General features: G+C 66.6%; 25 protein-coding genes. 8 read left to right on the forward strand and 17 right to left on the reverse strand.

Annotated features, from left to right (window positions below; genetic code table 11):
* Positions 1-12 precede the first annotated feature (12 nt).
* Positions 13-2,124, forward strand: a complete 2,112-nt coding sequence (locus HF690_RS11970) for a S9 family peptidase (RefSeq protein ID WP_168609601.1) — start codon at positions 13-15, stop codon at positions 2,122-2,124.
* A 71-nt stretch (positions 2,125-2,195) separates the two neighbouring features.
* On the opposite strand, the gene HF690_RS11975 is transcribed toward HF690_RS11970, so the two are convergent.
* Positions 2,196-3,239, reverse strand: a complete 1,044-nt coding sequence (locus tag HF690_RS11975) for a YeiH family protein (RefSeq protein ID WP_113063593.1) — start codon at positions 3,237-3,239, stop codon at positions 2,196-2,198.
* 91 nt (positions 3,240-3,330) lie between these two features.
* Between HF690_RS11975 and HF690_RS11980 the strand changes: the two genes are divergently transcribed.
* On the forward strand, positions 3,331-4,230 hold the full coding sequence (locus HF690_RS11980; protein WP_168609602.1) for a LysR family transcriptional regulator: 900 nt from the start codon (positions 3,331-3,333) through the stop codon (positions 4,228-4,230).
* Here the strand turns inward: HF690_RS11980 and ptsP are convergent.
* The 12 genes from ptsP to HF690_RS12040 form a co-directional block, all read right to left on the reverse strand.
* On the reverse strand, positions 4,205-5,950 hold the full coding sequence (gene ptsP / locus HF690_RS11985; protein WP_168609603.1) for a phosphoenolpyruvate--protein phosphotransferase: 1,746 nt from the start codon (positions 5,948-5,950) through the stop codon (positions 4,205-4,207). The genes HF690_RS11980 and ptsP overlap by 26 nt on opposite strands.
* Before the next feature lie 73 nt (positions 5,951-6,023).
* Positions 6,024-6,293: an HPr family phosphocarrier protein gene (locus HF690_RS11990; RefSeq protein ID WP_168609604.1), complete on the reverse strand. Its 270-nt coding sequence runs from the start codon at positions 6,291-6,293 to the stop codon at positions 6,024-6,026.
* Positions 6,286-6,678, reverse strand: a complete 393-nt coding sequence (locus HF690_RS11995; RefSeq protein ID WP_113063589.1) for a PTS sugar transporter subunit IIA — start codon at positions 6,676-6,678, stop codon at positions 6,286-6,288. Before HF690_RS11995 ends, HF690_RS11990 begins: the two co-directional genes overlap by 8 nt.
* Positions 6,679-6,682: 4 nt before the next feature.
* Positions 6,683-7,561, reverse strand: a complete 879-nt coding sequence (gene rapZ, locus HF690_RS12000) for an RNase adapter RapZ (RefSeq protein ID WP_113063588.1) — start codon at positions 7,559-7,561, stop codon at positions 6,683-6,685.
* An 8-nt stretch (positions 7,562-7,569) separates the two neighbouring features.
* Positions 7,570-8,520 (reverse strand): HPr(Ser) kinase/phosphatase, encoded by a 951-nt coding sequence (hprK, locus tag HF690_RS12005; protein ID WP_113063587.1) that lies wholly within the window; start codon positions 8,518-8,520, stop codon positions 7,570-7,572.
* Between the two features lie 114 nt (positions 8,521-8,634).
* Complete coding sequence (hpf, locus tag HF690_RS12010; RefSeq protein WP_113063995.1) at positions 8,635-8,955, reverse strand: ribosome hibernation-promoting factor, HPF/YfiA family; 321 nt, start codon at positions 8,953-8,955, stop codon at positions 8,635-8,637.
* Between the two features lie 219 nt (positions 8,956-9,174).
* A complete protein-coding gene (locus tag HF690_RS12015) occupies positions 9,175-10,626 on the reverse strand; it encodes an RNA polymerase factor sigma-54 (protein ID WP_168609605.1) in 1,452 nt (483 codons plus the stop codon).
* A 102-nt stretch (positions 10,627-10,728) separates the two neighbouring features.
* Entirely contained in the window at positions 10,729-11,448 is a 720-nt protein-coding gene (gene lptB, locus HF690_RS12020; protein ID WP_113063585.1) for an LPS export ABC transporter ATP-binding protein, read from the reverse strand.
* A gap of 7 nt (positions 11,449-11,455) precedes the next feature.
* Positions 11,456-12,073 (reverse strand): lipopolysaccharide transport periplasmic protein LptA, encoded by a 618-nt coding sequence (lptA, locus tag HF690_RS12025; RefSeq protein WP_240601682.1) that lies wholly within the window; start codon positions 12,071-12,073, stop codon positions 11,456-11,458.
* Position 12,074: 1 nt separating this feature from the next.
* Positions 12,075-12,659 (reverse strand): LPS export ABC transporter periplasmic protein LptC, encoded by a 585-nt coding sequence (lptC, locus tag HF690_RS12030; protein ID WP_338042914.1) that lies wholly within the window; start codon positions 12,657-12,659, stop codon positions 12,075-12,077.
* Positions 12,656-13,204, reverse strand: a complete 549-nt coding sequence (locus HF690_RS12035; protein ID WP_113063583.1) for a KdsC family phosphatase — start codon at positions 13,202-13,204, stop codon at positions 12,656-12,658. Before HF690_RS12035 ends, lptC begins: the two co-directional genes overlap by 4 nt.
* A gap of 77 nt (positions 13,205-13,281) precedes the next feature.
* A complete protein-coding gene (locus HF690_RS12040) occupies positions 13,282-14,298 on the reverse strand; it encodes a KpsF/GutQ family sugar-phosphate isomerase (protein ID WP_168609606.1) in 1,017 nt (338 codons plus the stop codon).
* A 209-nt stretch (positions 14,299-14,507) separates the two neighbouring features.
* Between HF690_RS12040 and HF690_RS12045 the strand changes: the two genes are divergently transcribed.
* Together HF690_RS12045 and murA are read left to right on the forward strand one after the other, a co-directional pair.
* Positions 14,508-14,768 carry a BolA family protein gene (locus HF690_RS12045; protein ID WP_113063993.1) on the forward strand — a complete coding sequence of 87 codons (261 nt, stop codon included), beginning with the start codon at positions 14,508-14,510 and terminating at the stop codon, positions 14,766-14,768.
* Positions 14,769-14,852: 84 nt separating this feature from the next.
* A complete protein-coding gene (gene murA, locus HF690_RS12050; RefSeq protein ID WP_113063581.1) occupies positions 14,853-16,112 on the forward strand; it encodes a UDP-N-acetylglucosamine 1-carboxyvinyltransferase in 1,260 nt (419 codons plus the stop codon).
* Between the two features lie 104 nt (positions 16,113-16,216).
* On the opposite strand, the gene HF690_RS12055 is transcribed toward murA, so the two are convergent.
* From HF690_RS12055 to purM, 3 genes are read right to left on the reverse strand one after another with little or no spacing between them, the layout of a single operon-like run.
* Positions 16,217-16,924, reverse strand: a complete 708-nt coding sequence (locus HF690_RS12055; protein ID WP_168609607.1) for a DUF3108 domain-containing protein — start codon at positions 16,922-16,924, stop codon at positions 16,217-16,219.
* A gap of 35 nt (positions 16,925-16,959) precedes the next feature.
* Positions 16,960-17,628: a phosphoribosylglycinamide formyltransferase gene (gene purN, locus HF690_RS12060; protein WP_168609608.1), complete on the reverse strand. Its 669-nt coding sequence runs from the start codon at positions 17,626-17,628 to the stop codon at positions 16,960-16,962.
* Between the two features lie 25 nt (positions 17,629-17,653).
* Positions 17,654-18,739: a phosphoribosylformylglycinamidine cyclo-ligase gene (gene purM, locus HF690_RS12065; RefSeq protein WP_193568476.1), complete on the reverse strand. Its 1,086-nt coding sequence runs from the start codon at positions 18,737-18,739 to the stop codon at positions 17,654-17,656.
* 127 nt (positions 18,740-18,866) lie between these two features.
* On the opposite strand from purM, the gene HF690_RS12070 reads away from it, so the two are divergent.
* From HF690_RS12070 to hda, 4 genes are read left to right on the forward strand one after another with little or no spacing between them, the layout of a single operon-like run.
* The gene (locus HF690_RS12070; protein WP_113063577.1) at positions 18,867-19,553 is read left to right on the forward strand and encodes a DUF2066 domain-containing protein; all 687 of its coding nucleotides are present in this window, start codon (positions 18,867-18,869) and stop codon (positions 19,551-19,553) included.
* A gap of 24 nt (positions 19,554-19,577) precedes the next feature.
* The gene (locus HF690_RS12075; protein WP_113063576.1) at positions 19,578-20,174 is read left to right on the forward strand and encodes a CDP-alcohol phosphatidyltransferase family protein; all 597 of its coding nucleotides are present in this window, start codon (positions 19,578-19,580) and stop codon (positions 20,172-20,174) included.
* Positions 20,164-21,303: an AI-2E family transporter gene (locus HF690_RS12080; protein ID WP_113063575.1), complete on the forward strand. Its 1,140-nt coding sequence runs from the start codon at positions 20,164-20,166 to the stop codon at positions 21,301-21,303. Before HF690_RS12075 ends, HF690_RS12080 begins: the two co-directional genes overlap by 11 nt.
* Positions 21,299-22,009, forward strand: a complete 711-nt coding sequence (hda, locus tag HF690_RS12085; protein ID WP_240601713.1) for a DnaA regulatory inactivator Hda — start codon at positions 21,299-21,301, stop codon at positions 22,007-22,009. The genes HF690_RS12080 and hda overlap by 5 nt, the downstream gene beginning before the upstream one ends.
* A gap of 48 nt (positions 22,010-22,057) precedes the next feature.
* Here hda and HF690_RS12090 read toward each other — a convergent pair whose 3' ends face one another.
* Positions 22,058-22,861, reverse strand: a complete 804-nt coding sequence (locus HF690_RS12090; protein WP_113063573.1) for an inositol monophosphatase family protein — start codon at positions 22,859-22,861, stop codon at positions 22,058-22,060.
* Between the last annotated feature and the right edge of the window lie 261 nt (positions 22,862-23,122).

Consider the following 23,122-nt stretch of genomic DNA (forward strand, 5'->3'; position numbering starts at 1 on the left):
GATCTTCCGAACATGATCAAGCAAGCGTTTTTGGCGCTGTCGCTGTGTGCTGTCTGTTTCCAGGCCTCGGCCGCCGACAGCAAGAGCGACAAGCATCCGTTCAACGTGCGTGACCTGGTGATGCTCAAGCGCGTCAGCGATCCGCATCTTTCGCCGGATGGCAATACGGTGGCGTTCTCGATCCGCCGTACCGATTACGACGCCAACAAGGGGCGTCATGCCATCGATGTTCTCGATCTCCGCTCGAGAAATGCCAAGCCGCACCGCCTGGTCGATAACGCGTCCAGTCCGCGCTGGTCGCGGGACGGAAGCCGTATCTTCTTCCTTTCCTCGCGCTCGGGCAGCAGCCAGTTGTGGTGGGTCTCGGCCCGGGGCGGAGCGCCGGTGCAGGCGACGCACTACCCGCTTAACGTCACCACCTTCAAGCTGTCGCCCGATGGCGTGCATGTGGCCCTGACCATGGATGCCTTCACCGATTGCGCCACGCTGGCCTGCACGCGTCAGCGGCTGGACGCGCGCGCGGCGGACAAGGCGAGCGGCACGCTGTACAAGAAATTGTTCGTGCGGCATTGGGACACCTGGTCCGACGGCCGACGTTCGCAGCTGTATGTGGCAGAGCTCGGCGCGGGCGGCAAGGTAGCCGGAGAACCGGTGCACGTCAGCCGTGGCATCGATGGCGACATCCCGTCCAAACCCTTCGGTGACGACGGCGAGTACAGCTTCTCACCGCAAGGCGACTGGGTGTACTTCGACGTCCGCATCGCCGGGCGCACCGAGCCGTGGTCGACCAACTTCGACATCTACCGCGTGCCGACCAGCGGCTCGGCAGCGCCGAAGAATCTGACGGCGTCGAACAAGGCCTGGGATGCCTGGCCGGTGCCTTCGCCGGATGGCCGCAGTCTGTTCTATTTGGCGCAGAAGACGCCCGGCTTCGAATCCGACCGGTTCGCGATCATGAAGATGGATCTGGCCACGGGCAAGACCCGCGAGCTGGATGAAGGCTGGGACCGCTCGCCGGGAAGCCTGTCGATTTCGCACGATGGCAAGACCCTCTACGCCACGGCCGACGATGAGGGACAGCACCCGCTGTTCGCCATCGACGCCGAGGACGGTGGTGTCGACAAAGTGGTCGGTGACGGACATGTGGCCGGCTACGACGTCGCTCTCGCCGTCGACCGCATCGTGTTGGTGCGCGACAGCCTGACCGCGCCGGGCGATCTGTATACCGCGCACACCGACGGTGGCGATCTCGAGCAGGTCACGCACGTCAACGCCGCGGCGCTGGCCAAGGTCAGCATGGGCCAGCCGCGCTGGTTCACCTTCAAGGGCTGGAACGACGAACGAGTGCAGGGCTATGTCGTGACGCCGGCTGACTTCGACAGCGACAAGACCTATCCGGTGGCGTTCATCATCCATGGCGGCCCGCAGGGTGCGATGACCAACAGCTGGAGCTATCGCTGGAATCCGCAGACGTACGCGGGCCAGGGTTTCGCCGTGGTCACCGTCAATTTCCACGGCTCCACGGGCTACGGTCAGGACTTCACCGATTCGATCTCGGGCGACTGGGGCGGCAAGCCGCTGGACGACCTGAAGGCCGGCTGGAAGTACGCGCTGGACAAGTACGATTTCCTCGACGGCGACCGCGCCTGTGCACTGGGCGCCAGCTACGGCGGCTACATGGTCTACTGGATGGCCGGCGTGTGGAACAAGCCGTGGAAGTGCTTCGTCGACCACGACGGCGTGTTCGATGCGCGGATGATGTACTACGCCACGGACGAACTGTGGTTCGAGGAGCACGAGAACGGCGGCATGCAGTTCCGGGTGCCGCAGAACTACGAGAAGTTCAATCCCATCGACCACGTGAAGGATTGGCGCGTGCCGATGCTGGTCGTGCATTCGGCGCACGATTATCGCATTCCGTTGACGCAGGGGCTGGGCGCGTTCACAGCCTTGCAGCGTCAGGGCATTCCGAGCGAATTCCTGACCTTCCCGGACGAGAACCACTGGGTGCTGAAGCCGCATAACAGCGTGCAGTGGCACGACACGGTCAATGCCTGGCTCAAGCGCTGGACGCCGGCCACGGACAAGCCGAAGAAGAAAAGTTTTCTCCGCAGCCTGATGTAACGAGCCGATACGAGAACGGCGCCCGACAACTAAGTCGGGCGCCGTTTTTTTTGTGTCGGGTGGAGCCGCGTTCAGAGCTGATGCATCAACAGCTGCACGCCCAGACTGCTCAGCGCCACGGCGGCCCAGACGCCCAGCCCCAGCAGGATCGGGCGCACGCCGGTCGAGAGCATGCGGCGCAGGTCCGAGGAGAGGCCGATGGCGGTGAGCGCCATGATGATCATGAATTCCGCGCCGGCGTGGATGATCGGCCCCCAGCTGTCAGGCACCACGCCGCTGCTGCGCAGGGCCGAGGCGACCACGAACCACAGGATGAACCACGGGAAGATGCGGCGCAGGCTGAAGTCGGAACGGTTGTGCTTGTGGTGGCGACGGATCTCGATCACGGCCAGCACCAGGCAGACCGGAATGATCAGCGTTGCGCGGGTCAGCTTGACGATGGTCGCGTAGTCGCCGGCGGCCTTGCTGTAGGTGTAGCCGGCGGCGACCACCGACGAGGTGTCGTTGATGGCGGTGCCGGCCCACAGACCGAAGCCGTGCGCGCTCAGATGCATCAGGTGTCCGAGTGCCGGGAACAGCAGCACGGCGACCACGTTGAACAGGAAGATGGTCGAGATCGCGAACGCGGTCTCGTGCTCGTCCGACTGGATGATCGGTGTGGCCGCGGCGATGGCCGATCCACCGCAGATTGCGGTGCCGATGCCGATCAGCGTCTTCAACTTGGACGGAATGCCAAGCAGCTTGCCGAGCAGGGCGGCCGAGACGAAGGCGGCGGTGATGGTGACCAGGGTCACGCCCAATGAGGATGCACCGGTGCGCAACACCTGGTGCAGGCTGAGGTTCAGGCCGAGCGCCACGATCGACCATTGCAAGACCTGCTTGCCGGCCAGACGGATGCCGGGCTGGAAGAGTGCACCCGGTGCGCGCATATTGCGCACGGCGATGCCGAGCACGATGCCGAACACCGGTCCGCCGATCAGCGGCCAGAGACGGCCCAGACCCAGGGCGGCAACGGCGATGCATGCGGTGAGCAGCAGGCCGGGCCAGATCGTGCTGCGCATGCGTGGCGTGGCGGCTTCGGTTTGCGGGGCGGTGATCTCGGAAGCGGCGTTCATGATTGGGTTCGTGGTGACGGTGAAGTCATTCTGGCGCGTTGGGGTCGAAAGATATATTGATTAATAATTATCCATGAAATAAGTTTTACTTATGATTTCCTACACCCCTCGCCAGTTGCAGGCCTTCGTCGCCGTGGCGGCCCAGGGCAGTGTGCGGCGTGCGGCGGAAACGCTTCACCTCACCCAGCCGGCGCTGAGCATGGCGCTGGCCGAGCTGGAACGACAGCTGGGAACGCCGCTGTTCGACCGCGAGCGCGGGCGGCTGCATCTGAGCGCGCAGGGGCGTGAGCTGCTGCCGATGGCGCAGGAAATCCTGCAGCGCATGCAGGCGCTGCAGCAGCGCGCGGGCACCGCGGCGGATCGGTTGAGCGGCGAATTGCGTCTGGGCGCGAGCAATACCGTGGGCAACTATCTGGTCGGCGATTTGCTGGGTGATTTCGTCGTCGCGCATCCCGATGTCGCGGTGCAGCTGACCGTGAACAACACGGACGCCATTGTCGCCGGCGTGCTCGAACATCGTCTCGATCTCGGCTGTGTCGAGGGCGAGGTGACGCATCCGCAACTGGACACGAGGCCGTGGCGCGAAGATGCCCTGGTGGTCTGCGCGCGCCCGGATCATCGTCTGGCGGAGCGCGCGCGTCTGCGCGCCGAGGATTTCCGCGGCACGCGCTGGATCGTGCGCGAACCGGGTTCGGCCACGCGCGCGATGAGCGAGCGCATTCTGGCCAAGTTGCCGGAACCGCGCGTGGTGCTGGAGCTGGGCCAGATCGAGGCCATCAAGCAGGCAGTGAGCGCCGGACTCGGACTGGCATGCCTGCCGCGTGTGGCGCTGGGCGATGCGCTTGCGGCCGGACGTCTGGTGGTGCTGCCGACGCCGTTCCTGCGCATGCACCGTCAGCTGTCCCTGGTCATGCACCGCACCCGCTATCGGGGGCCGGTGATGCAGGCGTTTCTCGACCGCGTGCTCACTGCAGTTTCAGGTCGGGGTTGAAACTGTCCAGCAGTGCGGCGACTTCCTGGCTGGAGCGCGCGCGAAGCAGTTGCGGCGACAGCTTGCGCAGGCGCGCGCGTTCGAGCTGGCCGATGCGGTCGCGTACTTCCAGCATCTGTCCCGGGTGCATGCTGAAGTCGGTGAGGCCGAGCGCCAGCAGCAGCGGCGTCAGCAGCGGATCGCCGGCCATCTCGCCGCACAGACTGACCGGCTTGCCGGCACGCCGGCCGACGCTGATCACGCGCGCGATCAGGCGCAGCAGCGCAGGTTGCAGTGGGTCGTACAGGGTGCCCAGTGCATCGTTGTTGCGATCCGCGGCCAGCACATACTGGGCCAGGTCGTTGGTGCCGATGGCGAAGAAGTCGGCGTCGTCGAGCAGGGTGTGGATGCCGATCGCAGCGGCGGGCACTTCGACCATCGCGCCGACCTCGGGCAGTTCGCTCAGCGTGTGGCCGGCATCGCGCAGGTCGTTGGCGCAGATCTGCAGCAGCGAGCGCACCGCGCCGAGTTCGTCGGGCGTGGTGATCATCGGCACGAGGATGCGGATCGGACCGTAGCTGGCTGCGCGCAGGATCGCGCGCAGCTGCGAGGCGAAGACCGCCGGATGGCGCAGGGACAAGCGCACGCCGCGCACGCCGAGCGCCGGGTTTTCTTCCTCGCGCAGGGCGATGCCGGCGTTGTCGGCCTTGTCCGCGCCCAGGTCCAGGGTGCGGATGGTGCAGGGCAGGCCGCCCATGCCCAGCACCAGGTCGCGGTAGGCGTGGAACTGCTCGTCCTCGCTGGGCAGGCCCTTGCTGCGCAGGAACAGGAATTCGGTGCGGTACAGGCCGATGCCGCTGGCGCCGAGCGCGCGCGCCTGGGCCACGTCCGGCGACTGCTCGGCATTGGCGAACAGGCGGATGTCGACGTTGTCGCGGGTGCGCGTGGGTTCCTTCGCCAGCGCGGCGAGGCGGCGGCCCTCGCGGGCGGCCTCGCGTTGCCAGTTGCGGTAGCGGGTCAGGTCCTGGGCGGTCGGATGGATCACCACCTCGCCGGCTTCGGCGTCGACCAGCACCAGGTCTTCGTCGCTGATGGTGCCGAGGGCGTCGCTGGTGGCGACCAGCATCGGCAGGTTCAGGCTGCGCGCGAGGATGGCGCTGTGCGAATACACGCTGCCGCCGGCTGCGACGATGCCGAGCAGGCCGTGGCCGGCCAGGTGCGCCATGTCGCCGGGCGCGATGGTGTCGGCGATCAGGATCTCGCCGACGCGCGCGGCCAGCTTGCGTTCTTCCTGGCTGGTCTGGCGCGACAGCACGCTCATGACGCGGCCGATGACCTGGTCGATGTCCTCACGACGACTGCGCAGATACGGATCGTCCATCGCCTCGAAGACTTTGCCGAGACGATCGGCCTGCATCTTCAGCGCGGCGCTGGCGCGGTAGTGCCCCTTGCGGATCATGTCGTCGAGACCATGCACCAGCTCGGGGTCTTCCAGCAGCAGGCTGTGCGCGTCGATGAATTCGCCGACGTCGCGGGCCAGGGCGCCATGCAGTTTTTCGCGCAGTTCAACCAGCTCCGCGCGGGCGGTCTCGATGGCGTCGTGCAGACGTTCGATTTCCGCTTCGACCTCGTCGTCCTCGAGCGGACGATTGTCCACATTCAACTTGCTCGGCTTGACCAGCCGGGCGCGGCCCAGGGCCATGCCGCGCGAGGCGGCGGTGCCGGAGAGGACGATTCTCATCGCTCGTCGGCCTCCGTGCAGGGCGGTTGTGCGCGACGCGCCGACAGGTTGCAGGGAGTCAGCGAACGCATGCTCAGCCACCCTCGTCGAACTTGCGCTCGAACAGATCGACGACGGCGGTCATCGCCGCGTCTTCATCCGGGCCGTTGGTGCGGATGGTCAGCGTGCTGCCGAGTCCGGCCGCCAGCATCATGACGCCCATGATCGACTTGGCGTTGACCTCGCGGCCCTGGCCGACAAGCATCACGGAGGATGTAAAGCCGTTGACCAGCTGCACCAGCTTGGCCGAGGCCCGGGCATGCAGGCCCAGACGGTTGGAAATGACGATGTCCTTCTCAAGCATGGTCGATGAAGATTCCTCGGCGGCCGCCGCTGGCAGCGATTTCGGCCAATTCGGGCAGGGATTTGTCGGCGTAGTTCATGACTCGCAGCAGCATCGGCAGGTTCAATCCGGAAACGCAGCGCACGTGGGCGCCCAGGTTGCTCATGGACAGGCCGATGTTGCACGGCGTGGCGCCGTACAGGTCGGACAGCACCAGCACGCCGTCGCCGTCGTCGAGGTCGCGCAGGTAGCGGGTGGTGTCCTCGCGCGTGTCCGACACGTCGGCGTCGGCGGGGACTTCCATCGCGGCAACCTTCAGCGGTAGCTGCGGCATGACGTGGCGTGCCGCGGTGATCAGGGCGGCGCCCACGCCTTCGTGCGTCATCAGCAGGATTCCAACGCTCATCGGTTCAGTCCAGCTCGCGGTGGAAGGTGAGCACTTCGTCGCGTCCGGCGTGGAAGTGCTCGCTGAGGCGTTCGGCCAGATACACCGAACGATGACGGCCGCCGGTGCAGCCGATGGAGACGGTCACGTAGCTGCGGTCGGCGTGCTTGAAGCGCGGCAGCCAGGTGTCCAGGAAGCGCATGATGTCGTCGAGGTACTCGCCAACCATGGGCTGGGTCTCGAGGAACTCGCGTACCGGTGCGTCCTTGCCGGACAGCGGGCGCAGCGTGCGATTCCAGTGCGGGTTCGGCAGGCAGCGCGCGTCGAACACGAAATCGGCATCCAGTGGCAGGCCGTGCTTGAAGGCGAAGGACTCGAACAGCAGCGTCATGCCTTCGGCGGCGGCGGCGAACTCGGTGGCGATCATGCGCCGCAACTGGTGCACGTTGAGGTCGCTGGTGTCGATGACATGCTCGGCGATCGACATCAGCGGACGCAGCAGCTTGCGCTCGCGGGCGATGGCGTCAGCCAGCGACATGCCGCCGGTGGACAGCGGATGGCGGCGGCGGGTTTCAGAGAAGCGTTTCAGCAGCACCTCGTCCCGGCTGTCGACGAAGACCAGATGCACGACCACGCCCTCGGCCGCCAGCTCGGACAGCATGCCGGGCATGCTGGCCAGATCCTCGCTGCGCACGTCGATGCCGACGGCGATGCGTGCGTTGGTTTCGCGCGCGTTGCTGTCGACCGCCTTGACCAGTTGCGTCAGCAGCGGGGCGGGCAGGTTGTCGACGCAATAGAAGTTCAGATCCTCCATTGCGCGCAGGGCGATGGTCTTGCCGCCGCCGGACATGCCGGTGAGCACGACGAGGTGGACGTCTTCCTGATGGGGGCCGGGTGCGTTCATCGTCGGTATTACCAGGGGGGCATGTGGCGGAGTTGGTGGGCCTGACGGTCCATGAAGGTCTGTGCCGGGTCGATGCCCTGGCTCTTGAGCATGTGGCTGCGCACGGCGGCCTCGACCAGCACCGAGAGGTTGCGGCCGGGCGCGACGGGAATGGTCAGCTTGGGCACCTTCACGTCCATCACGTCCTGATGGCTGACGTCGCCGGTGATGCGCGTCATGGCGTCGGCCTCCTCGCCTTCGCGCATCGGTTTCAGGTGGATGATGAGGCGCAGGTACTTGGACGCCTTGACTGCGGTGTGGCCGAACATCTCGCGCACGTTGAGCACGCCCAGACCGCGCACTTCCAGCAGGTCGCGGATCAGCGACGGGCAGGTGCCGTCGATCACGTCGGGTGCGATCAGGGTGAATTCGGTGGCGTCGTCGGCGACCAGCCGGTGGCCGCGCGTGACCAGCTCCAGCGCCAGTTCGCTCTTGCCCGAGCCGGGTTCGCCGGTGATCAGCACGCCGATGGAGTAGACCTCCATGAACACGCCGTGCAGCGTGATCGAGCGCGCCAGGCTGCGCGCCAAGTGGTACTGCAGCCAGGTCAGCAATTCGTGGCCACGCTTGCTGCTCAGCCACAGCGGCGTGTCCGATTCCTCGGCCGCATCGCGCAGGTCCGAAGGGACGCTCTGTTCCTTGCTGATGATCAGCGCGATGGGCGCGTTGGCGATGATCTTCTGGATGGTCTTCCAGCGCTGGCGCGAGTCGAGGCTGTCGAGATAGCGCAGCTCTTCGGTGCCGATGATCTGCACCTTGTTGGGATAGATGATGTTGAGATAACCGACCAGTGACGGCCGGCGCGACTGCGAGCGGTCGATCTTGACGACGCGCGATTCGCCACGCAGGCCGGCGACCCAGCGCAGCGCCATGCGGTCTTCCACGTCATCGAAGAGTTGTCGGGCGGTCAGCTGTTCCACGTGGGCCACTCATGCGGGGCATGGCGGTCATTGTGCCAGTTTGCGGGAAGTGCGTCGCCCGTTCATTGCGCGCCGGGCCGGTCGAGGATGGACCGGCCCGGCGGTGCGGCGGCGTCAGCCGGCGCGCATCTGGCGCACTTCGGCGCGGTGATGATCGGTCAGCTTTTCCTTGTGCTTGCGCAACTGTGCGACCAGCTTGTCGATGAGCACGTCGATGGAGGCGTACATGTCGCTGTCGCAGGCTTCGGCATGCACGGTGGCGCCGGCCGCGTTGACGGTGCCCTCGGCGCGTTGCTCCAGTTTCTCCACGCTCAGGACCACGTTGAGCGAGGTGATGTTGTCGAAATGTCGCGTGAGGCGGTCCAGCTTGGATTGCAGGTGATCGCGCAATGCCGGGGTGACGTCGATCTGGTGGCCGCTGAGTTGAACGTGCATGGTCGCCTCCTGAAAGGAATGATTGGATTTGCCGCATGGCGGCATGACGCCGGAAGTCCGGTGTCGGGCAATCCCTCGCGAGGGCAACCCATGCTTCATGCCAGTCGCGCAGTTCGTGGTCGGAGCCTGGGCGCGATCGGGTTGCCTGGTGTGTGGTGCCTGTTTTCCATACCTCCTTGATTCTGACGTTGGGGGCGTGAAAGGGTTCCCTCAAGTTTCTCAGCCGATACGCTGACGTTCATTCGAGCTGGGAATGCGCAATTGCTCGCGGTACTTGGCGACGGTGCGGCGAGCCACCTGGATGCCGCGTTCGTTGAGATGTTCGGCCAACGCCTTGTCCGACAGCGGCCGGCTGGTGTCCTCTTCGTCAACCAGCTTGCGCAGCATGGCCTGGATCGCCGTGGCCGATGCGCTGCCGCCGGTGTCGGTGGAGACGCCGGAGGAAAAGAAATACTTGAATTCGAAGGTGCCACGCGGGGTGTGCAGGTACTTGCGCGTGGTCACGCGCGAGATGGTCGACTCGTGCATGCCGACCTGCTCGGCGACCTCGCGCAGCACCAGCGGGCGCATCGCTTCCGGGCCGTAGTCGAGGAAGGCGCTCTGCCGCCGCACGATGGCCTCGGCGACCTTGAGGATGGTTTCGGCGCGCGATTGCAGACTCTTCAGCAGCCAGCGCGCTTCCTGCATGCGCCCGCGCAGGTACGCGGCGTCCTCGCGCGAGGCCTGCTTGATGAGGCTGCAGTAATGCTGGTTGAGGCCCAATCGCGGCTGCGAGTCGGGACTGAGGCTGACGCGCCAGCGCGTGCCGTCGCGCCATGCATAGGCGTCGGGCGTGACGTATTCGGTCGGTGTGGGGTCGAGGCGCGCGCCCGGCCGCGGGTCGAGGCTGCGAATCAGTGCGCTGGCGTCGGCGATGTCCTCGATGGGCGACTTCAGTTTGCTGGCCAGGCGCGGCAGGTCGTTCTTGGCCAGCAGGTCCAGGCCGATCTCGACGATGCCGCAGGCGAGCGCCAGTTGCGGTGTATCCGGTTCCAGCTGCTGCAACTGGGCCAGAAGGCAGTCGCGCAAATCGAGGCTGGCGACGCCGGTCGGATCGAGATGCTGCAGGCGTCGCCGCACGGCATCGATTTCGGCTTCGTCCACACCGTGCTGCGGCGGCAGGGCGGCGAGCACCGACGCCAGGCCTTCGTGCAGATAGCCGTCGTCGTCCAGTGCGTCGATGATGGCCAGGGCGATGGCTTGCTCGCGCGGTGACAGCGATTCGAGGTTGAGCTGCCAGACGAGGTGTTCGCGCAGGCCCTCGGGCGCAGCGTTCTGGGGTTCGAAGTCGTCCTCCTCGCCACCGCCGCTGCCGTTGACGGTTCCGCCGCCGCTGGGGCCGTAGGATTCGGCTTCGCGGGAGGGATCGCTCTCCCAGTCGTCGGTCTTGGTCTCGGTCGCGTTCTCGGCCGGTGGCTCGGCTTCCGCAGCGGGTTCGGAAGGGTTGCCGTCGACGTCGAGCGTCGGCTCCTCGCTGTCGTCGGTGAACTCCAGCAGGGGGTTGGTTTCGGTGATCTGGCGCAGCTCGGTTTCGAGCTCGAGTTGCGACAGCTGCAACAGGCGGATGGCCTGCTGCAATTGCGGCGTCAGCGCGAGCTGCTGGTTGAGGCGAAGCTGAAGCCCAGGTTTCATCCGTTAATGCAAGTGCTGGGGTGTCAGGTTCATCCTAACCCTATGCGTCGGCCCGAACCAGCGCCTACGCATGCAATCGGTGAAGGCGGTCTCGCTGCGGCGTCAGAGCTTGAACTCGTGGCCCAGGTAGACCTCTCGAACCTTCGGGTCGGCGAGGATGTGCGCCGGGTTGCCCCGAGCCAGCACTTCGCCTTCGTTGAGGATGTAGGCCCGGTCGCAGATGCCCAGCGTTTCACGCACGTTGTGATCGGTGATCAGCACGCCGATGCCGCGGTCCTTGAGGTGGCGCACGATGCGCTGGATCTCGCCGACGGAGATCGGGTCGACGCCAGCGAAGGGTTCGTCCAGCAGCATGAAGCGCGGACGGCCGGCCAGTGCGCGGGCGATCTCCACACGCCGGCGTTCGCCGCCGGACAGGCTGATGCCTTTCTGCGTGGCGATGTGGCTGATTTTCAGCTCGTCCAGCAGGGAATCCAGTTCCTTGCCGCGTTCGCGTGCGTCGAGATCGTCGCGCAGTTCCAGCACAGCCATGATGTTGTCGGCCACACTCAGGCGTCGGAACACCGACGGCTCCTGCGGCAGGTAGCCGATACCCATGCGCGCACGTTCGTGCATGGGCTGCCCGGTGATGTCGGTCTTGTCCAGGCGGATGCTGCCGGCATCGGCGGGAATCAGGCCGACCACCATGTAGAAACAGGTGGTCTTGCCCGCGCCGTTGGGGCCGAGCAGGCCGACGACTTCGCCCTCGCGGATGGAGAAGCCGAAGTCGCGGACCACCTGGCGCTGACGGAAGCGTTTCTGCAGGCCTTGCGCAGTAAGCATGCGGCGATCAGTTCCCTGCTGCGGCGCTGGCGGCGGCAGCCGGCGCGGGCGTGGAGGAGGCGGCAGGCGGCGTTGCCGCGCTGGCTGAAGTCGCGGGCGCCGAGGGCTTCGGCGGCGCGCTCTTGGCGGGCTTCTGCTTGGCCTGGAAGACCAGGTGCACGCGGTTGTCGCCGTCGCTGTGCGCAGTCATGGTGCTGGTCTTGGTGTCGTAGACCAGCCGGTCGCCGCTGGCGCTGCCGCGGCCGGCCTGCTTGACGTGTGCGCTGCCGGTAAGGATCGCGACGCCGCCGGGCACGTTGTAGTCGATGCTGTCGGCGTTGCCGGTCATCAGATTGTCGTGGTCGTCCAGCTGCTGGATGTGCGCGTGGCCGGTCAGCACCACGCGCTTGACCTGCGACTGGCCATCGAAGTGGATGGTTGCCAGGTTGCCGGTCGCCTTCAGCGTGCCCTGCGTGATCACGACATCGCCCTTGATGTGGCTGACGCCGTTGGGCTGCGCGGTGGCATCGGCCGACTTGGCGTCGACGTTGACCGGCTTGGAGCGGTCGCTCTGCTTGGCGTTCGCCGTAGCGCACAGCAGCACGCCCAGCAGGGCGAGCAGCGCGGGACGCCAGACGCGGCGCACGTCAGCGCTTCGAGGTGCTGGGCTTGAAGGTGCCATGGAAGTCATTCAGAAGCTCCATATGCTTGGTATCGAGATCGGCGCGCATGCCGATTCCCGTCATCGTAGCGGTTCCCTGGTGCATGACGACATGCTCGTCGGTCTGCACCTTGTTCTTCTTGGGCCAGGCGGTGACATCGCTGGTGTCGATGCTGGCGGCGGCCGTACCGGCATAGGCCTTGCGCCGCATCTTGACCGCGCCCTGCAGCTTCAGTTCGTCGCCCTTGGCGCTGACCCAGCCGTAGTCGGAGTGGCCGGTCCAGGGTTCGCCCGGCTCGCGCTTCGGCGGCAGCAGGAATTTCGGCTGGTTCAGGTACAGCGAGTCGTCGCCTTCGCGGCGTTCCAGCCGCGGAGCCTGCAGACGATAACTCAGCTTGCCGTTGTCGCCGTAGCCGTACAGGGTGAAGTCGTGCAGGGTGTAGCCCGAGCGCGGAGGACCGGCGTCCATGCGGTTGTTGCGCGTCGGCTGCAGCCACCACACCAGGAGTTGCACCACGCCGATCGCCAGCGCCAGCGCGACCATGCTCGCGATCAGGCGGCGCGTGCTCACGACCAGCGCTCGTATTCGGCGGCGGACTTGCCCTGCGCGGCGAGGATCATGTCGCAGACTTCGCGGGCCGCGCCCTCGCCGCCGCGCAGGCGTGTCTGCCAGTGTGCCTGTTCGGCGACCCAGGCGTGCGCGTTGGCCACGGCCACGGCCAGACCGACTACGCGCATCGGCGCCAGGTCGGGCAAGTCGTCGCCGACGAAGGCGGCCTGCTCGGGTTTCAGCGACAGCGCATCGAGCAGCTCGTCGAGGCTCTCGCGCTTGTTGCTCTGGCCCTGATAGAGGTGGGCGATGCCGAGATCGTTGGCGCGTTCGGCCAGTGCGTGACTGATGCGCGCGGTGATGAAGGCCACCTCGATGCCGTGGGCGTGCAGGCGCTTGAGGCCGAGACCGTCGTGGGCATGGAACAACTTGGTCTCGCGTCCATCCGCGCCGTACCACAGGCGGCCGTCGGTCAGGGTGCCGTCGACATCGAAGGCGACCAGCCGCACGCGTGCCGCGCGCTCGCGCACCGCATCGGGAACATCGGTCAGGAAATCGAAGGGCATCGGATCGGATCGGCAGTGAAAACGACAGGCGGCATGCTACCAGAGCCGCCGCCGTGGACGCCTTGCGGAAGGCGGATTCAGACCACGCGCGCGCGCAGCAGGTCGTGGATGTTTAGCGCGCCGACGACGACGTTGTCGGCATCGACCACCAGCAGGGCGTGAATCTGGTGCTTTTCCATCAGTTGCGCGGCCTCGACCGCCAGCTTGTCCGGCGTCACGGTCTTCGGGCCGCGGGTCATCAGGCTTTCGACGTTCGCGGCGCGCAGGTCGACGTTGTGGTCGTCCAGGGCGCGGCGCAGATCGCCGTCGGTGAACACGCCGAGCAGGCGCTGATCGTCGTCGACCACGGCCGTCATGCCCAGGCGCTTGCGGGTCATCTCCATCAGCGCCTCGGTCAGGCTGGCTCGCGGCGAGATGCGCGGGATACCGTCGTCGCGATGCATGATGTCGGCGATGTGCAGCAGCAGGCGGCGGCCGAGGCTGCCGGCAGGGTGCGAACGGGCGAAATCGTCGGCCGTGAAGCCACGCGCTTCCAGCAGCGCGACCGAAAGGGCGTCGCCCATGACCAGCGCTGCGGTGGTGCTGGCGGTCGGCGCCAGGCCCAGCGGGCAGGCCTCGGCGGGCACGCTGACGTCCAGATGCGCGTCCGCCTGCTGGGCGAGGGACGACTTCGGATTGCCGGTCATGGCGATCAGCGGGATGCCCTGGCGCTTGATGACCGGCAGGATGAACAGCACTTCGTCGGTCTCGCCGGAGTTGGACAGCGCCAGCACCACGTCCTGCGGCATGATCATGCCCAGGTCGCCGTGGCTGGCTTCGCCAGGATGCACGAAGAAGGCGGGCGTGCCGGTCGAGGCCAGGGTGGCGGCGATCTTGCGCGCGATGTGGCCGGATTTGCCCATGCCGGTGACCACCACGCGGCCCTCACAGGCCAGAATGGTGCGACAGGCGGCGCTGAAATCGCCGTCGATGCGCGGTTCCAGCGAACGGATCGCGGCGGCTTCGGTGGCGATGACGGTGCGGGCGCTGCGGGCCAGACTGTCGGCCGTGACGGGCGCCGGGCTCAGCGTGGCCGGGGCGGTTTCGGTACTCATTGGTCTCTCCGGACGGGACAGCGCGCGAATGTGGCCCTGAACCGGGGCCGACGGGCGTGGTTTCTGTCGTTCCTGTGCCGCAGGTTTTCCATTACCATGCCATGATTGCATTTTACCTTTTCTTGACGGGCATGTGCGCCGTTGCGCATTCAGCAGCCGTTTCGTCTGCCGGCCCGTGCATCACCGTATCGAAGAACCCTTTATCCATGATGGATCCAGTCAGCATCAAGAACCTGATCGAGAGCGGCCTCGAAGACGCGCGCGCCGACGTGCGCGGCGACGACGGCGTGCATTTCGAGGCCGACGTGGTGTGCGCCGCCTTCGCGGGCAAGCTGCCGCTGGCGCGTCATCGCCTGGTGTATGCGACGCTCGGCGAACGCATGGGCGGGGAGATCCACGCATTGAGTCTGAATACCTGGACGCCCGAGGAAGCGCGCGAGCGCGGTCTCGACGTCGCCGGAGATTCATGACGGTTCGGGCGCGCCCGCAACCGGTCCGGCGGACCCGCGCTTGCCGGCGCGGCGCACGCCGCCCCACGAGGAACACATAGAACCATGGCCAAAATCGTCATTTCCGGCGGCGATCCGCTTTCCGGCGAAATCCAGATCTCCGGCGCCAAGAACGCCGTACTGCCCATTCTCGCTTCGTGCCTGCTGGCCGACGAGCCGGTCACCATCGGCAACGTGCCGCACCTGCACGACGTCACCACGACCATGGAGCTGCTCGGCCGCATGGGCGTGTCGCTGGTGCTGGACGACCGCATGACCATCGAGGTCGACCCGCGCACCATTGACCGCTTCTTCGCGCCGTACGATCTGGTCAAGACCATGCGCGCGTCGATCCTGGTGCTGGGGCCGCTGGTGGCGCGCTACGGCCAAGCCGAGGTCTCGCTGCCGGGTGGCTGCCAGATCGGCTCGCGACCGGTCGATCAGCACATCCGCGGCCTGCAGGCGCTGGGCGCCGACGTCGTGGTCGAGAACGGCTACATCAAGGCCCGCGCCAAGCGCCTCAAGGGCGCGCGCATCGTCATGGACATGGTTACCGTCACCGGTACCGAGAACATCATGATGGCGGCGACCCTCGCCGAGGGCACCACCGTCATCGAGAACGCCGCGCAGGAACCGGAGGTCGTCGACCTCGCCAACTGCCTCAATGCCATGGGCGCGCAGATCGAGGGCGCGGGCAGCGCCAACTTGGTCATCCACGGAGTCGAGCGCCTGCACGGCTGCCATTACGACGTGCTGCCGGACCGCATCGAGACCGGTACCTTCCTCATCGCCGGCGCCATCACCGGCGGCAAGGTGCGCACCCGCAACGCGCGCCCGGCGACGCTGGATTCGGTGCTGGCGAAGCTGGAGCAGACCGGCGCGCACATGAACGTCGGCGATGACTGGATCGAACTGGACATGCGCGGCAACCGTCCGCGTGCGGTCGACGTCAGCACCGCACCGTATCCGGCGTTCCCGACCGACATGCAGGCGCAATTCACCGCGCTCAACTGCGTGGCCGAGGGCGTCGGTGTCATCACCGAGACGGTGTTCGAGAACCGCTTCATGCACGTGCACGAGTTGCAGCGTCTGGGCGCCGACATCCGCCTGGAAGGCAACACCGCGATCGTCAAGGGCGTCACGCAGATGAGCGGCGCGCCGATCATGGCGACCGACTTGCGCGCCTCGGCGTGCCTGGTGCTGGCCGGATTGGTCGCCGGTGGCGACACCACGGTCGATCGCGTCTACCACATCGACCGCGGTTACGAGAATATCGAGGAGAAGCTGGGCACGCTGGGCGCGAAGATCCGCCGTCTGCCCAACTGATCTCGTCTTCGTTTGCGCGGCCTTCGCGGCCGTTGCGCGACGCTCCTGCCCGGACGGGCGGTAAGTCGGCGACGATGGTCGTCGCCGACCGAGCCCGTGAATCTTCAGTCGCGGCGGAAACTCTTCAGCAGCAGAGTCAGGTGACCGCCGGCGCGCTGCGCCAGCTTCACCGGCACCGGGTAGCGCTTGGGTACGTACCAGGCGGAGAAGTTCTTGCTGTCGTCGGTGCGGTCCACGCGCACGGCGTCGAAGCGGCCGGCGGGTACGTTCACCTCGCTCTTGCCTGTGATCGCGTAGCGCTGGATCTCGACGCGATCCTTCACGGCGACCGGCAGCGCGACGTGCCTTGCGCCGTCGGCCAGCGCGTAGCCCAGCGCCAGCGGCATGCTGTGGCGTTCGACCAATCCCGGCTTGGCGGCGTAGTCGAAGCGCTTGCCGCCGTCGGTGACCTGCACGGTGTCTTTCACCCAATCCACCTGCACGCGGCGCTGACGGCTCTTGATGGCTGCCTCCATGCGGTAGTCGTAGCTGAGCGCTTCGGGCTTGCCGTCATGCCAGCGGAAGCGCGAGGTCTCGTCGACGCTGGCGCCGAGCAGGCTGGCCAGACCGGACGTGCCGCGCATGTGCGAGACGTAGGTCCAGTCGCTGCCGTCGCGGGTCAGGCGCAGCGTCGATTCGCCGATCGGCGAGCCGTTGCGCAGAACCTGGTAGGTCGCGGTGAACGGCGCGGGCGTGCCGGCGGCCAGGACGGAACCCGTGAAGCACAGTAGTGCGGTGGCGAGCAGGGAACGAAGAATATTCGGCGTATGCATGCGATCAGTGTGAGCGCACGATCCTGAATCGCGGCTCACGCCGGTTTCAGGCAGGCATCCTCGAGCCGCAGGGGGCTCGTCAACGGGACGTCGTCGAACACGATGCCCCGTTCGCCCAGATGCAGGCGGCCGCTGGCGATCAGGGCCACGGCGGCGGGCAGAAGACGATGCTCGAGCGGCAGCAGGCGTTCGGCCAGTGTGGTTTCGGTGTCGTCGGGACGCACGTCGATGCGGGCCTGGGCGATGACCGGGCCACCGTCCAGCTCGGGACTGACGAAATGCACGCTCGCGCCATGCTCGGCGTCGCCGGCTTCCAGTGCGCGGCGGTGCGTGTGCAGACCGCGGTATTTGGGAAGTAGCGAAGGGTGCACGTTGATCATGCGGCCGCGCCATGGATTCACGGCGTCTGCGTCCAGGATGCGCATGAAACCGGCCAGCACCAGCAGCTCCGCGCCGCTTTCGGCGACGCGGCGGAACAGTTCCAGGTCGTAGTCGCGACGCGTGGCGTAGCCGGCCGGGTCCAAGGCGAGCGTGGCGATGCCAGCCGCTTCCGCATGGCGCAGGGCGGGGGCCTCGGCGCGGTCGCTGGCGACCAGACGCAGATCGATGGGCAGTCCTGCGTCGCGGGCGCGGATCAATGCCTGCAGGTTGCTGCCGCGGCCGGACGCCAGCACGGCTACGGGCAAGGTCGAACGTTCGGTCATGCGGAGATGCGCAGTCGCTGCCGCATCAGGCGATGTGCACGCGCGCATCGTCCGATGCGTCGGTCACGCGGCCGATGACCTGTGCGGAGAGTTCGTGGGCGCGCAGCGCGTCGATGGCGGTGTCGGCCTGGTCCGCGGCGAGGATCAGCGTGAAGCCGATGCCGCAGTTGAAGGTGCGCCACATTTCCTCGCGCGCAATGTTGCCTTCGCGCTGCAGCCAGTCGAACACCGCGGGCAGGGTCCACGTGCTGCTGTCCAGCTCGATGCCCAGTCCGTCCGGCACCACGCGGATGATGTTCTCCAGCAGGCCGCCGCCGGTAATGTGTGCCATGCCGTGCACCGCGATCTGCTTGCGCAGGGCCAGCATCGGCTTGACGTACAGCGTGGTCGGCGCCATCAGCGCGTCGACCAGCGGGGTGCCGTCCAGGTCCATGCCCAGCTTGTCGCTGTCGGGTGTGACGCCTGCGCGCTCGAGAATGCGCCGGATCAGCGAATAGCCGTTCGAGTGCGGTCCGGACGAGGCGACGCCGACGATGACATCGTCCTTGCGGATCGCGCTGCCGTCGAGCAGTTCGGACTTCTCCACCGCGCCGACCGAGAAGCCGGCCAGATCGTATTCGCCGGGCGGGTACATGTCCGGCATTTCCGCGGTCTCGCCGCCGATCAGCGCGCAGCCGGACAGTTCGCAGCCGCGCGCGATGCCGCTGACCACGGCGGCGGCCACGTTCACGTCCAGCTTGCCGGTGGCGAAATAGTCGAGGAAGAACAGCGGCTCGGCGCCCTGCACCAGGATGTCGTTGACACACATGCCGACCAGATCGATGCCGATGGTGTCATGACGGTTCAGCTGCTGCGCCAGCTTCAGCTTGGTGCCCACGCCGTCTGTGCCCGAGACCAGCACCGGCTCGCGGTAGCGGCCGGCCATGTCGAACAGCGCGCCGAAACCGCCCAGGCCGCCCATCACTTCCGGGCGCATGGTGCGTTTGACCATCGGCTTGATGCGTTCGACCAGCGCGTTGCCGGCGTCGATGTCCACGCCGGCGGCGCGATAGGTGAGGGCGTCGTTTTCGGCGGACATGCGTTCGTATCCGGTCGCGGGGTCGGGAATCATCGCGTGGCAGGTCGTGCCGACGCGGGTCTCAGAGCGCCCATGATAGACGTTGCAGCCTCAATTGGGCAGACTTTCGGGAAGAGTCGCCACGAAGGCGGCCGTGATTTTCCGCTCTGCGAGTGCCTCGATGCGTATCCGTTCCTTGTTGATTCTTGCCCTGGCGTTGGTCTGCGCCGTCGTCGTCCCGCCGCGTGCGCATGCGCAGAATGCCGGTTACGGCGTCACAGTTCCGGTCAGCGACACGTCCGATGCGCAACGCGACCACGCGTTCGCCGTGGCGCTGGGCGATGTGCTCACGCGCACGGCCGGCGCGTCGATCACTGGTGCATCGGGTTACACCGATGCGCTGGGCACCGCATCGAGCCTGGTGCAGAACTATCGCTATCTGCGGGCCGCCGCGGGCGCTTCGCGTCCGTTCCTGCTGCAGGTGCAGTTCGATCCCGCTGCCGTGCAGGAATTGGCCGGAAGCTTGCAGAAGCAGCTCGCGGCGCAGAATGCCTCCGCGGTCGCGCCCACGTCCGCGGCCTCGGCCGCGATGCCCGGTGCATCCGCCATGAGTCGTCAGGACGCCACGCTCTGGGTCGCACCAATGCAGTCCGGACTGGATCTTCCGCAGTTGCTGTCCGTGCTGCGCGCGAATCCGCAGGTGGCTTCGGTCGAACCGATCGGTGCGGACGGTGACGGCGTGATGCTTCGACTGCACGCGCGCAGCGCGATCTCCACCGTGCTGCCGTCGCTGCAGGCCAGCGGCCACCTGCAGCGCGATGCCGTCGATCACCCCGGCGCCGACGTCAGCCTGCGCTGGCTGCGGTGAGGACGACGGAGGCATGGGCCGGCGATGAATTCCACCACGACGATCTGGCGGCACCTGCCCAACCTGATCTCGTTGTTGCGCATTGCCCTGGTCGTGCCGGTGGCGTGGCTGATGCTGGAACATCGTTACGGCAGCGCGCTGTGGCTGGCGCTCGTCGCCGGTCTGTCCGACGCGCTCGATGGATGGATGGCGCGGCATTTCGGATGGCGCAGCCGTCTGGGCGCATTCCTGGACCCGGCCGCCGACAAGCTGCTGCTGATGACCAGCTACCTCGTCCTGGCGCTGATGGCGAAACTGCCCTGGTGGCTGGCGCTGCTGGTGCTGGGCCGCGACCTGGTCATTCTCGGCGGCGCGTTGGGTTATCGACTGCTGATCGGGCCGTTCACGGCGCAGCCCAGCCGTATCGCCAAATTCTGCACCATGTTGCAGATTGTCTATGTATTGCTGGTCCTGCTGCGCAGCAGCGCCCTGCCGAGTCTGCATCTGCAGCCGATGCAATGGCTGGTCGCGTTGCTGACCGTGGCCAGTGGTCTGGATTATGTGCTGCGCTGGGCGGTTCGCGCCCGGCGCGAGGGACGGGCAGGACGACGCCATTCGAAGGAGACGCCGCATGACGCCTGACGTTGCACGCCGCTGGCAGGGGCTGGCCATCATTCTCGTTCTGTTCGCCGTGCTATGGCTGCTGGCGCCGGTGCTGATGCCGTTCGCCGTGGCTGCGGGCTTTGCCTATCTGGGCGACCCCATCGCCGACCGGCTCGAACGCTGGAAGTTGAGCCGCACGGTGGCGGTCAGTCTGGTGTTCGCCTGCATGATCCTGGTGGTGGCTGGTGCGCTGCTGCTACTGGTGCCGCTGTTGCAGCATCAGATCCGCAACCTGATCGACAACATTCCGCGCTATGTGGAGTGGGTGCGTGGCGTGGCCATGCCCTGGCTGCAGGTGCATCTGCATCTGGGCGCGAGTTCGTTCGACAGCCAGAAGCTGGTCGACACACTGAAGGAGCACATCGGTTCGGTCAGCGGTGTGGCAGCGGCAGTGCTGGGCCAGGTCTCGCGCTCTGGATTCGGCCTCATCGCCGGTCTCGCGAACTTGATTCTGATTCCGGTGGTGACGTTCTATCTGCTGCGCGACTGGGACGTGCTGATCGAGCGCATCGAGCGCATGCTGCCGCGCCGTCAGGCCCCGGTGATTCGTCGCCTGGCGCGAGAATCCGATCAAGTGCTGGGCGCCTTCGTGCGCGGTCAGATGCTGGTGATGCTGGCGCTGGGCGTGATCTACGGTACCGGTCTCACCCTGATGGGGCTGTCGGTGGGGCCGTTGATCGGCATGATCGCGGGGCTGCTCAGCTTCGTTCCGTACCTCGGCTTCATCATCGGTCTGGGCGCCAGTCTGATCGCGGCGCTGGTACAGTACGGCGACTGGATGCACATCGCACTGGTGCTGGTGGTGTTCGGCATCGGCCAGGTGCTGGAGGGCTATGTGCTGGTGCCCCGTCTGGTCGGCAACAAGATCGGTCTGCATCCGGTTGCGGTGATCTTTGCCGTGCTGGCGGGCGGCCATCTGTTCGGTTTTCTCGGCGTGCTGCTGGCGTTGCCCGCGGCGGCCATCATCATGGTGCTGCTGCGCTACGGCTACGAGCGTTATCAGGTCAGCGACCTGTATGGCCACGGACACGAACCGCCGCCGGCGCTGGACGAAGGGGGCGTATCGCAGGCATCGTCCGTCCCTGACGCACCCGATTCGGACGATTGACGTGAATCAGCTTCCGCTCGCCCTGCGCTGGCCACGCCGTCAGCGCTTCGAACATTTCCATGCCGGCGAGAACGCCGCCGCCGTCGCCGCCGTGCAGCGCGCGGTCGAGGGCGGCGAGGCACCCTGGATCTACCTCGCCGGCCCGGCGGGCAGCGGCAAGACGCATCTGCTGGCAGCGGCCTGTCAGGCGGCTAGCGAGGCGGGCAAGCGGGTGCAATACCTGCCGTTGCGCGCGTTGCGTGGTCCGGCCGAACGCGCCATTCGCGGCAGCGGCGGTTGCGATTTGCTGGCGCTGGACGATGTCGATGCACTGGCGGGGCAGCGCGAGGCCGAGCATGCGCTGTTCGACCTCTACAACCGGTGCCGCGCAGAAGGCGCGACGCTGCTGTTCGCGGGCAACGAGCCACCTTCGCAACTGCCATTGACGCTGCCCGATCTGCGCTCGCGGCTGGGCATGTGCACGCTGGCCATGCTGCGACCGCTGAGCGAGGCGGAACGCCGCGACGTGCTGCGCACGCGCGCGCAGGCGCGCGGTATCGAACTCGATGACGCGGTGCTGGACTGGCTGTTCGTGCATCACGCCCGCGACTTGGGTGCGCTCGGCGAATTGCTGGAGGACATCGACCGCGCCTCGTTGGCGGCCAAGCGGCGCGTCACCGTGCCGTTCGTGCGGCAATTGCTGAAGAATCGCGATTCCGCGGCCTAGCTGTCGGCTCGCGCCACGGTGCCGTGACGCGGGAGCGGTGACAGCGGATCAACCGCGCAGCAGTTTCGGCGTCAGCGTGTTGCCGGCGATCTCGACCATCGCCCTCACCAGGTGATGGTTGCCGGCGATCAGGTTGCCGCTTTCGGGCAAGCCGTCACGGCCGGCGAAATCGGTGAAGCTGCCGCCGGCTTCGCGCACCAGCAGACAGCCCGCGGCCATGTCCCATGGCTTCAGTCCGATCTCGAAATAACCGTCGAAACGGCCGGCTGCGGTGTAGGCCAGATCGAGTGCGGCCGAACCCGTGCGGCGGAGGTCCTCGGCCTGGGTCAGCAGCTGCCGGGTCATGTCCAGCTGCGCATCGAGATGCGCGCGCTGGCGGTACGGGAAACCGGTGGCCAGCATGGCGCCGTCCAGCGATTCGCGCTTGCCGACGCGGATGCGGCGGTCATTGAGGTAGGCGCCGTCGCCCTTGCTGGCGGTGAACAGCTCGTCGCGCAGCGGGTCGTAGATCACGCCGTAGACCGGCTCGCCCTTGTCCAGCATGGCGATGGATACGGAGAAGTGCGGGATGCCGCGCAGGTAGTTGTGGGTGCCGTCCAGCGGGTCGATGACCCAGACCAGATTGCCCCGACCGATTTGGCCGGACTCTTCGCCGAGGAAGGCATGACGCGGGTAGGCACGCTTCAGCTCGCGGACGATCTCGGCCTCGGCGGCGCGGTCGACGTCGGACACGAAGTCCATGCGCTGTTTCTCGACCACGTTTACGCTGTCGAGGCGGTTCATGTAGCGCAGGATTACGTTTCCTGCTGCACGTGCGGCGCGGGCCGCCACATTGACTGCGGGTCTGGGCATGGTCGTCTGGGCTGTAAAGAACGGGGTCGCGATACGGGCGCGAAGGCGCGCAAGCTTAGCAGAGCCAAGAGGTTGCGCCCAATCCCTCGTGTGCATGCGCCACTTCCGGCCGGTCCTGGCCATCCCGCTCTGCGATCTGGAGTACGCGAAGATGTGGTCCTGTTCGTCGCCCGCTGGAATGCCCGTATCACGCAGGAGCCGGTGTGCAGGCGGATCGATGAAATTTCTTATTAAAAAGAATTCGTTGCCGCATACGGTGTG

The sequence above is a fragment of the Oleiagrimonas citrea genome, assembly GCF_012395255.1.
GTDB classification, from domain to species: domain Bacteria; phylum Pseudomonadota; class Gammaproteobacteria; order Xanthomonadales; family Rhodanobacteraceae; genus Oleiagrimonas; species Oleiagrimonas citrea.